This is a genomic window from Sphingomonas sp. PP-F2F-A104-K0414 (assembly GCF_004340945.1).
Classification (GTDB): domain Bacteria; phylum Pseudomonadota; class Alphaproteobacteria; order Sphingomonadales; family Sphingomonadaceae; genus Sphingomonas.
Map to the genome: position 1 here is coordinate 347,897 of NZ_SLYD01000004.1, position 12,694 is coordinate 360,590.

General features: G+C 66.3%; 11 protein-coding genes. 6 read left to right on the forward strand and 5 right to left on the reverse strand.

The window, feature by feature from the left end; genetic code table 11:
* Positions 1-24: 24 nt before the first annotated feature.
* The 3 genes from C8J46_RS11585 to C8J46_RS11600 form a co-directional block, all read right to left on the reverse strand.
* Positions 25-1,005 (reverse strand): 4-(cytidine 5'-diphospho)-2-C-methyl-D-erythritol kinase, encoded by a 981-nt coding sequence (locus C8J46_RS11585; RefSeq protein WP_243643362.1) that lies wholly within the window; start codon positions 1,003-1,005, stop codon positions 25-27.
* 272 nt (positions 1,006-1,277) lie between these two features.
* Entirely contained in the window at positions 1,278-2,555 is a 1,278-nt protein-coding gene (locus tag C8J46_RS11595) for a tetratricopeptide repeat protein (RefSeq protein WP_243643342.1), read from the reverse strand.
* 136 nt (positions 2,556-2,691) lie between these two features.
* Entirely contained in the window at positions 2,692-4,353 is a 1,662-nt protein-coding gene (locus C8J46_RS11600; protein ID WP_132739054.1) for an electron transfer flavoprotein-ubiquinone oxidoreductase, read from the reverse strand.
* 140 nt (positions 4,354-4,493) lie between these two features.
* On the opposite strand from C8J46_RS11600, the gene C8J46_RS11605 reads away from it, so the two are divergent.
* From C8J46_RS11605 to C8J46_RS11620, 4 genes are all read left to right on the forward strand, one after another.
* A complete protein-coding gene (locus tag C8J46_RS11605; RefSeq protein WP_132739057.1) occupies positions 4,494-5,234 on the forward strand; it encodes a uracil-DNA glycosylase in 741 nt (246 codons plus the stop codon).
* Complete coding sequence (locus C8J46_RS11610; protein WP_132739060.1) at positions 5,231-7,102, forward strand: lytic transglycosylase domain-containing protein; 1,872 nt, start codon at positions 5,231-5,233, stop codon at positions 7,100-7,102. The genes C8J46_RS11605 and C8J46_RS11610 overlap by 4 nt, the downstream gene beginning before the upstream one ends.
* A gap of 5 nt (positions 7,103-7,107) precedes the next feature.
* Positions 7,108-7,635, forward strand: a complete 528-nt coding sequence (gene moaB / locus C8J46_RS11615; RefSeq protein WP_132739064.1) for a molybdenum cofactor biosynthesis protein B — start codon at positions 7,108-7,110, stop codon at positions 7,633-7,635.
* 209 nt (positions 7,636-7,844) lie between these two features.
* Entirely contained in the window at positions 7,845-8,114 is a 270-nt protein-coding gene (locus tag C8J46_RS11620; protein WP_132739067.1) for a hypothetical protein, read from the forward strand.
* 86 nt (positions 8,115-8,200) lie between these two features.
* Here the strand turns inward: C8J46_RS11620 and galU are convergent, their stop codons facing one another.
* The gene (gene galU / locus C8J46_RS11625) at positions 8,201-9,073 is read right to left on the reverse strand and encodes a UTP--glucose-1-phosphate uridylyltransferase GalU (protein ID WP_132739070.1); all 873 of its coding nucleotides are present in this window, start codon (positions 9,071-9,073) and stop codon (positions 8,201-8,203) included.
* A gap of 145 nt (positions 9,074-9,218) precedes the next feature.
* Here galU and wecB point away from each other — a divergent pair, with 145 nt between their 5' ends.
* Together wecB and wecC are read left to right on the forward strand one after the other, a co-directional pair.
* Positions 9,219-10,406 (forward strand): UDP-N-acetylglucosamine 2-epimerase (non-hydrolyzing), encoded by a 1,188-nt coding sequence (gene wecB / locus C8J46_RS11630; RefSeq protein WP_207894159.1) that lies wholly within the window; start codon positions 9,219-9,221, stop codon positions 10,404-10,406.
* A complete protein-coding gene (gene wecC, locus C8J46_RS11635; RefSeq protein WP_132739076.1) occupies positions 10,390-11,700 on the forward strand; it encodes a UDP-N-acetyl-D-mannosamine dehydrogenase in 1,311 nt (436 codons plus the stop codon). The genes wecB and wecC overlap by 17 nt, the downstream gene beginning before the upstream one ends.
* On the opposite strand, the gene C8J46_RS11640 is transcribed toward wecC, so the two are convergent.
* Positions 11,657-12,649, reverse strand: a complete 993-nt coding sequence (locus C8J46_RS11640; protein ID WP_165886530.1) for a M48 family metallopeptidase — start codon at positions 12,647-12,649, stop codon at positions 11,657-11,659. The two genes, wecC and C8J46_RS11640, sit on opposite strands and share 44 nt — an antisense overlap.
* Positions 12,650-12,694: the final 45 nt, after the last annotated feature.

A 12,694-nucleotide genomic window follows, 5' to 3' on the forward strand; every position in this document is an offset into this window, starting at 1 on the left:
CGTCATCGCTGGTGGCACTTTTCGTCAGGCCACGGTCGTTGCGAGGGTCCACCAGCGGCGGGCTCGCGCGGCGGTGGCGGCGGCGTCTCGGGCCTGGGGCGTTTCGAACAGGGCGAAGCAGGTGGCGCCGGAGCCGGACATTCTGGACAGGAGAACGCCGCGCGCCGCGTCGAGGAGCGCGCGGACCTGGGCGACCTCGGGGGCCAGTGCGAGCGCGGGGGGTTCAAGGTCGTTGCGGCCGGCCTTTGCGCGGTCGAGGAGCGTCCCTTCGGGGATCGGGCCCCGGTCCTGGCCGTCCCAGGTCTTGAACACGGCAGCGGTGGAGACGGCGACGCCCGGGTTTACGAGGAGCAGCGGCGTGCCGGACAGGCCTTCGAGGGCGGTGAGCGTGTCGCCCTTGCCGGTGCCGAGCGTGGTGCGGTTGGTGAGGCAGGCGGGGACGTCTGCGCCTAGCCTTGCGGCGATTTCGTGGAGGCGGGGTTCGGTTTTTGGGACCTCGTGGAGGCGGGCGAGCGCGCGAAGCGTGGCGGCGGCGTCGGCCGAGCCTCCGCCTATGCCCGAGGCTATCGGCAGGTGCTTTTCGAGGGTTATTGCGTGGTGGGCGTTGGGGGTGAAGGCGGCGGTGAAGGCGTCGGCTGCGGCGGTCACCAGGTTGCCGCTCCAGGGGGCGGTGCCTGGGGTGGCGTTGGGCGAGCGGGGTGCTTCGTCATTGGCCGTTCCCAATTGGGCCCTGGCCTTCGCCGGGGGGGTGTTGGAGACCGAGGTGGTGTTGGGGGTTGGGGTGGTGTCGGGGGATGGGGCCATGTCGGGGGGCGGCAGGAGTGCTGCTGCGAAGGGGCCGGTTATGGTGAAAGTGTTGGACTCGGCGGCTTCTACCGTGATCAGGTCGCCGTCCGTGGCGAAGGCGAACAGGGTTTCGAGATCGTGATAGCCGTCGAGGCGGCGGCGGCGGACGTGGAGCGCGAGATTGATCTTGGCGGGGGCGGGTTCGGTGATGGCGGGCATTGCGGGTCTCGGGGCGTTGGCTAAGAAGGGTGGAGCGCGGCTTAGCGTAATACGCATCATGTCTGCGGGTTTAAGCGCGTCATCCTGACGAAAGTCAGGATCCAGGGTAACGATCGGCGTCGTGTTTGGCTCTGGGTCCTGACTTTCGTCAGGATGACGGACGGTGCTGTGGGCGGGCTTTTCTAACAAGCTCCCGCCATTCCCGCGGGCGCAGCGATCTCGTGGTGGTGCGGATAGTGCGGCCCCTTCCCTCTCCCGGCGGCGGCGCGAGATCAGCGGCGGGCTTTTGGCGGGAGGCCGTTGGCGATCTTGGCGGTCAGGCGCGCGGTGTCGCTCGGTTCGGCGGTCAGCACGGCGGCGCGCCAGGCGTAGCGCGCTTCATAGTGTCGGCCGGTGCTCCAATAGGCGTCGCCGAGATGGTCGGCGATCTCGGCGTTGGTGGGCTCGGCCTGCGCGGCGGTTTCGAGCAGCGGCAACGCGCGCGCAGTGTCGCCGGAGAGGTGGTAGGCCCAGCCCAGCGAATCGGTGATCGACGCGTTGGTCGGATCGATCCGGGTGGCGCGTTCGAGCAGCCGGATCGAGGCGGGGATGTCGTCGCCGTGCTCGACCTGCGCGAAGCCGAGATAGTTGAGCGCGAGCGGTTGCGCGGGGCCGCGGGCGACGGCCTTTTCCAGTGCGTCGCGCGCTTCGGGCCAGCGGCCGGCCTGGTCGACCGCGCCGCCATATTGCAGCCACGCCGCCCAGGTGCCGCCCTTGGCACCGTCGGCAGCGATGATGCGCTGGTACCAGGTCGCGGCTTCGGCGGGGTTGCCGGTGGTCAGCAGCAGGTCGGCGTAACGTTGCCAGTCGGCGGGCTCCGCGCCCTTCTGGTCGACGCGGTTCTTGGCGGCGGCAAGCGCTTCGCCGTCGCGATCGGCGTTCGACAGGATGTCGATGCGCTCGGCGGCGGCGGCCCCGGCGGACGGGCCCTTCGGGTCGATCTCGTCGAGGACCGCGAGCGCGCGGTCGACGACCTTGTTGCGGGCTAGTGCGTCGGCGAGGAGGATGCGCGCGCCGTCATAGTGGGGGTCGGCGCGCAGCGCGGCCTGCGTCAGCGCGATCGACAGCGGCGAGGGTTCGCCCGCGGCGAGGTCGCTGGCGAGGCGAGCAAGCAGGCGCGACACGCCGATCGCGAGCGGTTGCTTGGCCGGCGCCGCGGCGATCAGCACGCGCGTTTCGGTGGCGAAGCGGTTGGCGACGGGGTCCTTCGCGGCGGTGGCGAGCGACGGTTCGGGGTCGCGACCCTCGGCGTGCGCGACCCAGGCGTAGAGCGAGGGCGCGAGCACCACGAGAGGACCGGTGGCGAGCGTGGCGATGGCGGCGCTCGCGGCCTTGGTGTCGCCCTGTCGCGCGGCATCGGCGAGCGGGAGAAGCGCGGCGTCGGCGGGGGCTACGCCGGCCTTGCCTAGCACCGCGGCGGCGCGCGTCGCGAGCGGCATGTTGCCGGCCTCCAGCGCCTCGCGGTAGGCGCGGATCGCGACGATGGGATCGTCGGGCGATGCCGCCAGCACCTTGGCATAGCTGGCGGCGGCGAGGTCCGGCCTGCCCGCGGCGTCGGCCGCGCGGGCCTTCAGATAGGCGGAGAGATCACCGGTCCCGGCCGTGGCAGGCGCTGCCAGGACGAGACCGAGTGCGAAGAATACGGGCTTACATGTTGGGATAATTGGGGCCTCCGCCGCCCTCGGGTACGACCCAGTTGATGTTCTGGGTGGGGTCCTTGATGTCGCAGGTCTTGCAGTGGACGCAGTTCTGCGCGTTGATGACGAACTTGGGATCGCCCTCTTCGACGCCCACCACCTCGTAAACGCCGGCCGGGCAATAGCGTTGCGCTGGCTCGTCATACATCGGCAGGTTGTACGTAATCGGTACCGCCGGGTCCTTGAGCGTCAGGTGGACCGGCTGGTCCTCCTCGTGGTTGGTGTTCGAGATGAACACCGACGAGAGGCGGTCGAAAGTCAGGACGCCATCCGCCTTCGGATAGGCGATCGGCTTGACGAGGTCCTTGCGCCACAGGCTCTCATGGTCGGGATGATGGTGCATCGTGAAGGGGACCTTGATCCCTAGATGCTCGAGCCACATCGTGATGCCGGCAAGGCCCGAACCGATCAGGTCGCCGAACTTCTTGACCAGCGGCACGACGTTGCGGACGACCGACAGCTCCTTCTTGACCCACGACTTCTCGAACGCCTCGGGATAGGCGGCGAGTTCGTCATGGCCGCGCTGCGAGACGATCGCCTCGACAGCAGCTTCGGCGGCCATCATGCCGGACTTCATCGCGGTATGCGTACCCTTGATCCGCGGCACGTTGAGGAAACCGGCGCTGTCGCCGATCAGCGCTGCGCCAGGCATCACGAGCTTGGGGATCGACTGCAAACCGCCGTCGCTGATGGCGCGGGCGCCGTAGCTGACGCGCTTGGCGCCCTTCAGCAGCGCGGCGATCTCGGGGTGCGTCTTCCAACGCTGCATCTCGTGGAACGGCGAGAGATGCGGGTTGGTGTAGTTGAGCCACGTGACGAAGCCGATCGAGACCTGGCCGTTCGCCTGGTGATAGATCCAGCCGCCGCCGTTCGAGCCTTCGGTTTCGGACAGCGGCCAGCCCTGCGTGTGGATGACGCGACCGGGGACATGAAGTTCGGGATCGATGTCCCACAATTCCTTGATGCCGAGGCCGTAGACCTGCGGATCGCTGTCCTTGTCGAGCGCGAACGTCCGGATCAGCTCCTTGGTGAGGTGACCGCGGCAACCTTCCGAGAAGAAGGTGTACTTCGCGTGGAGTTCGAGACCCGGGGTGTAGTCGCCCTTGTGCGTGCCGTCGCGCGCGACGCCCATGTCGCCGGTCGCGACGCCCTTCACCGAGCCGTCGTCGTTGAACAGGATTTCGGCGGCGGCGAAGCCGGGGAATATCTCGACGCCGAGCTCCTCCGCCTTGCCCGCGAGCCAGCGGCAGAGGTTGCCGAGCGAGCCGGTGTACGTGCCCTTGTTGTGCAGGAACGACGGCGTGACGAAGTGCGGCATCTCGCTCTTCTTCGTCTTGCTCAGAATCCAGTGATGGTTCTCGGTCACCGGCACCTCGGCGAGCGGGCAGCCGTCCTCGCGCCAGGTCGGCAGCAGCTCGTCGAGGCTCTTCGGATCGATGACCGCGCCGGACAGGATATGCGCGCCGACTTCGGAGCCCTTTTCGAGCACGCAGACGCTGATCTCGGCGTCCTTCTCGGCCGCCAATTGTTTGAGACGGATCGCTGCCGAAAGCCCCGCCGGACCTGCACCGACGATCACCACATCATAGGGCATCGATTCACGTGTCGTCATCATCGTCTCCCGGGGGATCTCCCCTCTTGCCCAGTCTATCCGCCCCTGCCCTTCGTTCGGGCTCGGGCCGGCACCGTCTTATCCAATATGGCGATTGCGCGAGTTGACCGCCACGTCAACCGTGCAGCATAGGTTACCGCGTGGGGGCGGACCAAACCATCGACTGGCGAAATGCTGCGGCGAGTGCGCTCGACTGGTGGCACGAGGCTGGCGTCGACACGCTCGTCGACGACGCGCCGCGCGACTGGTTTGCAGCGCCTGAACCGCTTGTCGTGCCCGCCGTGGCGCCTGCCGCACCGGCCGTGGCACCGTCTGCGATGCCGCATTTGCTGGCCGACTTCCTCAACTGGCGAAGTGGTGCGGAGGTTCCCGAAGCGGACTGGAGCGGGGTTTCGCTTTCGGCCGTGGGCCCGGCTGACGCTACGGTCATGGTGCTTGTCGATTGCCCGGACCGCGACGACGGAGATGCGGGTGCGTTGCTGAGTGGCGCTTCGGGGCGGTTGCTCGACAAGATGCTTGCGGCGATCGGCCTGACGCGTGACGAAGTACACCTTGCGGCGGTCTGCGCGAAGCGGCCGACCGCGGGGCGGATCCAGAGCGAGGTCGAGGAGCGGCTCGCGGAAATCGCCAAGCATCACATCGGCCTGGTCGCCCCCAAGCAGTTGCTTCTACTGGGCAATGCGGCGAGCCGTGCGATCCTCGGGACGGAATTACAGGCGGCGCGCGGGCGTTTACACGGGTTTAACCATAAGACCGGAGAAACGAGCGTAGTCGCGAGCTTTCATCCGCGGTTCCTGATCGAGAAGCCGGCGGCCAAGGCCGAGGCCTGGAAGGATTTGCAGATGCTGATGCGCGGACAGACGCAAGAGGGTGTGAGATGATTCGGACTCTAGCTATCGTTCTGGGGCTGAGCGCCCTTCCCTTCCCAGCTCTGGCAGCGACCGTAGCCGGCGAGCCTAGCGGCGACGCCCGGCTCGGGACGACGAAGTTGGTCGGCGCGCCGACGCTGGAGCAGATCCCCGACCAGCTCGATGCGGGCCAGCGCGAGGCGTACAAGACGGTGTTCGCGGCGATCCGCGACGGCAAGTGGACCGACGCGCAGATCCAGCTCGACACGATGAAGCCCGGCCCGCTGCACGCGATCGCGCGCGCCGAAATGTATACGGCGAAGGGATCGCCCAGGGTCGAGATGGAGCCGCTGGTCGCGCTGCTCAACGAAGCGCCCGAGCTGCCCGAGGCCGAGCAGATTGCGCGGCTCGCGTCGATGCGCGGTGCGGTTGGCCTGCCCCCCTTGCCGGTCGCACAGCGACTGATCTGGCAGGACGGCGCGCCGCGTCGCGTCCGCGCGAAGAGCCTGAAGGGCGACATGATCGCCGCCGATCTCGCGCTGAAAATGCAGCCTTACGTCAAGGCCGATATGGGCCGCGAAGCGCAGTCCCTGTTGGAGAGCACGCCCGGTCTTACCCCGGAGGCGCTGACCGAATGGCAGCAGAAGATCGCGTGGATCTATTTCTTGCAAGGCGACGATGTGAACGCGCGGGTCATGGCGACCAAGGCGCAGGACGGCGTCGGCGACTGGGCGGTCCAGGGCCGCTGGGTCAATGCACTGTCGGCGTGGCGGCAGAATGATTGTGCGAATGCCGAGAGCGGGTTCGAGGGCGTCGCAGCGCGTGCGGGCGACGTCGATCTGCGTGCGGCGGCTTTGTATTGGGCGTCGCGTGCCGACATGGTGTGCTCGCGTCCCGACAAGATCGAGGGTCGCCTAAAGGCGGCGGCGCAGTTCAGCGAGAGCTTTTATGGCCAGCTCGCGCGCCAGCAGCTCGCGATGAAGGACAAGGGCAATTCGGTCGGCGGGCTGGTCGCAAGCGACTGGCAAGTGGTCGGCAAGCGTCCGAACGTCCGCGTCGCCGCAGCGCTGGTCGAGGTCGGCGAGACCGACCTGGCCGATACCGTTATCCGTCAGCAGGCCAAGATCGGCGACCCGCGCGAATTCGGCAATCTGGTCCGTATCTCCGAAGCGCTGAGCCTGCCCGCGACCACCGTCTTCCTTGCGCATAATTGTCCGCAAGGGGTCACGTCGACTGCCGAGGCGCGCTATCCGACGCCGAACTGGACGCCGGACAGCGGCTGGCACATCGACAAGGCGCTGGTCTACGCGCACACGCTCGAGGAATCGCGGTTCCGCAACACCGTGAAGAGCCCGGCCGGCGCGTATGGCCTGATGCAGATCATGCCCGCCGCCGCGACAGATTTCGCGCGCGAGCGTGGCACCTCGATCGACATGAAGGCGCTGACCAAGCCATCGACCAACATGGACATCGGCCAGCGCCATCTGGAGCGGCTGCGCGATATGGCGGGCGTGACCGGGGGCCTGCTGCCCAAGGTGATCGCGGCGTATAACGCGGGGCCGCGCCCGGTCGGCGACTGGAACGCGATCGTCCATGATGACGGCGATCCGCTGATGTATATCGAGAGCATCCCGTACTGGGAGACGCGCGGTTACGTCACAACCGTGCTGCGCAACTACTGGATGTACGAGGCACAGGGCGGCAAGAAGGCGTCGGTCAGCCGTAATGCACTGGCGCAGGGCATGTGGCCGCGCTTCCCCGGCCTGCCCGGCGCGACCGCAGTGCGGATGGCTGCCAAGCCATATACGCAATACCGTGCCAGCACGGCGCCCTTGAACGCTACCGTCGCAGTGAATGCCAGCGTCGGGCCGCAGTCCACCACCGTCACGCGCGCGGACTGAGTTTCATGCCGATCGACGAAAGCCGGACGTTCCTACCGGTGCGGATTGCCGTGCTGACCGTGTCGGACACGCGCGGCCTTGCCGAGGATCGCTCGGGCGATACACTGGTCGCGCGGCTGACCGAAGCCGGACACGTGCTCGCCGATCGCCGGATCGAGAAAGACGATGTCGAGACGATCGTCTCGCGTCTCCACGCCTGGATCGGTGATCCCGAGATCGATTGCATCATAACCACCGGCGGCACCGGCGTGACGGGGCGTGACGTGACGCCCGAGGCCGTGGAGCAGGTCGCCGAGAAGATGATTCCCGGCTTCGGCGAACTCTTCCGCATGCTCAGCTACCAGACGATCGGCACGTCGACGGTCCAGTCGCGCGCGTGCGCCTGCGTGTCGCATGGCACGTATATCTTCGCGCTGCCGGGCTCGACCGGGGCGGTGAAGGACGGTTGGGACGGCATCCTGCGCGACCAGCTCGACAGCCGCCACCGGCCCTGCAACTTCGTCGAGCTGATGCCGCGGTTGCTGGAACGCTGAAAGCGCCAATGTCCCGTACGGCACGCCAGATCATGGTACGGCGCACAGAGCGGTCATTTCCGTAGCGCGACACGGCAATCGCGAAACGCCTCGCAAATTCAACGAGTTACACCTCGTGTAGCACCGTATTAGTAAACTGGCACACTCGGTGCATTGATCGTCCTGTAACCCGATCGGGTTGCGACACCAACGATCCGAAGGACGCCATCATGCCATCGCTCATCCTGAACAGCTTCATCGCCGCCGCCGTTCTCGTCACCGCCGCGCCGAGCCTCGCGGCCGGGTCGCAGCCGACGACGAAGCTGAAATACGATGCGAAGATGCAGAAATATTGCGTGACCGATCCGGCCGTCACCGGCAGCCACCTTCAGAACAGAACGTGCAAGACGGCGGCGCAGTGGAGCGCCGCGGGGCTCGACATGCCGAAGACCACGATGGTGGCGACGACGCCTTCGGAAACGACCATCGCGCTGAAGTGATACGTTACGGTGCGGGTTCGAGGATCCTCCCCCTCCAGGGGGGAGGATCGCACGATACTAGACCCGCGCTAGGCGTATCGGCTCGATCAGTTCGCTAGCAGACGCTCGGCAAATGCACGAACGCCCGGGCCGATGTCATCGCGCGACAAGGCGATCGCCAGATTGGCCTGGATATACCCGCCCTTGTCGCCGCAATCGTAACGCTGGCCATCGAAGGTGAAGCCGTGGAACGGCTGGTTGCCGATCAGCTGCGCCATCGCATCGGTCAGCTGGATTTCACCACCCGCACCCTTTTCCTGCGTCTCCAGGATCCGCATCACCTCGGGCTGGAGGATGTAGCGGCCGGGAATCATCAGGTTCGACGGCGCGGTACCCTGCTTGGGCTTCTCGACCAGCGCGGTGACTTCGGTCAGCCGGCCGTCGATCGCGCCCGGCGAGATGATGCCGTATTTGTCGGTTTCCGAATCAGGCACTTCGAGCGCACCGATGACGTTGCCGCCGACCTTATTATACGCCTCGACCATCTGCTTCATGAAGCCGGGCTTGCCGACCATGAGTTCGTCGGGGAGCAGCACCGCAAACGGCTCGTCACCGACGATCTCGCGCGCGCACCATACCGCATGGCCAAGGCCAAGCGGCTCCTGCTGGCGGACATAGACCGGCGAACCCGGCTTCATCCGAATATGGCTGATCGCATCGAGCGACTTGCCGCGCGCGCGCATCGTATCCTCAAGCTCGTACGAAATATCGAAATGATCTTCGAGCGCACCCTTTCCGCGGCCGGTCACGAAGATGATCTGCTCGATACCAGCCTCAAGGGCTTCCTCTACCGCATATTGAATCAGCGGCTTGTCGACGACGGTCAGCATTTCTTTCGGCATCGCCTTCGTGGCGGGCAAAAAGCGGGTGCCAAGTCCAGCCACCGGAAATACAGCCTTGCGCAGTGGCTTTATAGTCATTCTGAACTCCAGGATTATAGTCGGATCGGCAATCTTTCCGGCGTGTTTATCGGTCGTTACGGATCAGTGCAAATCGGGCTGACCAATCGATCAAACGTCACGGCCGGTTAGCGCGTCATTAAACGCGATGCGCTACGAAGGTTCCATGTCCAAAATTCTCGTCATATTCGGCACGCGTCCCGAAGCGATCAAACTCTTCCCGGTTATCCGTGCCTTGGCTGAAGACCAGAGCCTGTCGGTGCGCACCTGCGTCACGGCGCAGCATCGCGGGTTGCTTGATCAGGTGTTGGCGATCGCCGATCTCGCGCCCGATATCGACCTCGATCTGATGGAGCCCGGCCAGTCGCTCGATCGCCTGACCGCGCGGCTGCTGACGGGGATCGGCGAGGTGATGGACGCTGAACGACCCGACCTCGTCATCGTCCAGGGCGACACGGCCACCGCGATGACCGGTGCGCTCGCCGCCTATTACCGCAAGGTCCCGGTCGCGCATGTCGAGGCCGGCTTGCGCTCAGGCGATATCTACCACCCCTGGCCAGAGGAAGTGAACCGCCGGATCGTCGCACCGATCGCCGCGCTGCATCTCGCACCGACCGAGACGTCGGCCGAGGCGTTGCGCCGCGAGACGATCGCGCCCAACACGATCCACGTCACCGGCAACACCGTGATCGACGCGCTGCACTGGACCAGCGCCAAGGTCGCCGCCGACCCATCGCTCGCCGCCGGGCTGGACGCGATTGCCGCACGCTTTGCGGGAAAGCGGATCGTCCTGGTGACGACGCACCGCCGCGAGAATTTCGGTGACGGGATGGCGGCGATCGCCCGCGCGATCGGACGGATCGCGGAACGCGACGACGTCGCCGTTCTCTTCCCGGTCCACCCCAACCCCAACGTCGTTTCGGTGATGGACGAAATTCTCGGCGATCGCGCGAACGTCGCCCGGATCGAGCCGCTCGATTACCCGCATTTCGTCCGGGCGCTCGGCATGGCCGACATCGTGCTGACCGATTCGGGCGGCGTACAGGAAGAGGCGCCCGCGCTGGGCAAACCGGTGCTGGTGATGCGCGAGACGACCGAACGGCCCGAAGGCGTCGCCGTCGGCACGGCCCGTCTGATCGGAACCGACGAGACGCGAATCGTTGCCGAAATCTTCACGCTGCTCGACGACAAGGCCGCGTATGCGACGATGGCGCGTGCGCACAATCCGTTCGGCGACGGCCACGCCGCCGCGCGTATCGCCGCCATCGTCACGAACTTCATCGCGCCGGGGATCGTTCTCGGAGACGCATCCGAGATGGCAAAGGGACAGGACACGCATGCTGACCGAGACTGAACTCACCGTCGTCGTCATGGGCCTGGGCTATATCGGGCTCCCGACTGCTGCGGTGATAGCGCGCACCGGCGCGCGCGTACTCGGCGTCGACGTAACCGAATCGGTGGTCGAGACGATCAACTCGGGGCGCGTGCATATCGAGGAGGTCGATCTCGATGGGCTCGTCTCCGGCGTCGTCGCGCGGGGAACGCTGCGCGCCTCGACGACGATCGAACCAGCGGACGTGTTCGTCATTGCGGTACCAACGCCGTTCGACGACGATCATGCACCCGACATCGGCTATGTCCTGAATGCCGCGACGACGATCGCCGGCGTGCTGAAACCGGGTGACACGATCATCCTCGAATCGACCTCGCCGGTCGGCACCACCGAACAGGTCCGCGATCTGCTGGCGACGTTGCGTCCCGACATCCGCGTTCCCGGCCGCGCCGGCGAACAGGCGGATATCGCGATCGCCTATTGCCCCGAGCGGGTCCTGCCCGGCCGCATCCTGGTCGAATTGATCGACAATGATCGCGTCATCGGCGGGATTACGCCACGCTGCGCGCGCAAAGCTCTCACCTTCTACCGGCGCTTCGTCCGTGGCGCGTGCGTCACCACCACCGCACGGGCGGCCGAAATGACGAAGTTGACGGAGAATGCGTTTCGCGACGTCAACATCGCCTTTGCCAACGAATTGTCACTGATCGCCGACACGATGGGGGTCGATGTGTGGGAGGTGATCCGTCTCGCCAATCGCCATCCGCGCGTGAACATCCTTCAGCCGGGGCCGGGCGTCGGCGGGCATTGCATCGCGGTCGATCCCTGGTTCCTCGTCCACGCCGCCCCCGACCAGACCCCGCTGATCCGGACCGCACGCGAGGTAAACGACGGCAAAACCGAACATGTCATCGCGCAGGTGGCGGCATTGGTAGAATCGATGCCCGGCGCGCCGGTGGCGTGCCTCGGCCTCGCCTTCAAAGCGAACATCGACGATTTCCGAGAAAGCCCTGCGCTGAAAGTCGCGCAAGCCGTCGCGGACGCCTTTGGCGACCGCGTCCGGATCGTCGAGCCCTATGCCAGGACCCTGCCCGCAGCGCTTGCCGCTACCGGTGCGACCTTGATCGACGTCGATACCGCGATCGAGACCTGCCCGATCATGGTCGTGCTGGTCGATCACGACGTCTTCAAATCGATTCCGCTCGAGGAGCGCGCCGACAAGGCGGTGCTCGACACGCGCGGGATCTGGCCCGACCAGCCGCGATCGATCGTCAGCGCAACGGCACGTCCCGCGTCGCGACGACCGGCGGGATGATCGGCCGGACCGGGTTGGCCGCGATCGCCTGCGCGACGGCTTCGAGCGCGTTGGCGCGCGCCTTGGACGAGGCATGCGTACGGCTGCGAAAAAGTCCGCCATCGACCGCGCCCCCCTTGTCCCGCCAGAATTTCGGCGCGGACATCGGGTCGAACCCGGCATTGGCGAGCAGATAGATTCCGAGCAGGTCGGCCTGATCCTCGGTTTCGCGGATGAGGCGGCCATTGCGACCGAGCTCAGCCAGCAATCCACGATTGATCTTCGCCGCGTCGAGCCGACTCCGGTGACGCAGGATGTTGTGCGCGAGTTCGTGCGAGACGACGACCGCGATCTCGGCATCGGTATAGCCTTCGAAGAAGCGCTCGCCGATCTGGACCACCGAACCGTCTGCGCTGGCATCGAGACCGCTGCCGAGCAGAATCTCGAAGCGCGATCGGCAGCCTGCGACCGGAGTCACGGCGATCGCGTGACGCTGCCCCTTGCGCAGCACGGTCAGGCGCAGCGGCTGCCGCAGCGGAGCCTCGGCGATCGCCGCCTCGGCGCGATCCCGAGCCGCGGCATTCTCCGGCGCGTTCGCGGCCGGTAGTCCGGGCAGCGCAGTCTCGCCGATCGCGACCAGCGAATCGTTCGCGGCAATACCTGCACGATCCGCCGGCGCACCCGCCACCACCGCCTCGACGCCGATCAGCGATTCGAATCCAAAGACCGCCGTCGCGGTCGCGCGTGCCGCCGGGGCATATTGGCTAAGCGCATGAATTGGCATGCCGATCTGTGGCTGTAGCCTGTCGCAAAGCGGCGCATTGGCCGTCGTCAGGCGATAGGCGATCGTCGCCAGGCGGAGATCCGCAACCCGCAACGCATCAAAAAATGCAGGTGCGAGAGGGGGCTCCTTGGCAGGCGCCGCCGCGGTCAGCAGGAGAAGCGGCATCAGCCGGGTGATGAGGGTCATGATCGGGCAATAGCCGCGTTCGCCCGACACGTCATGCCTCCACCC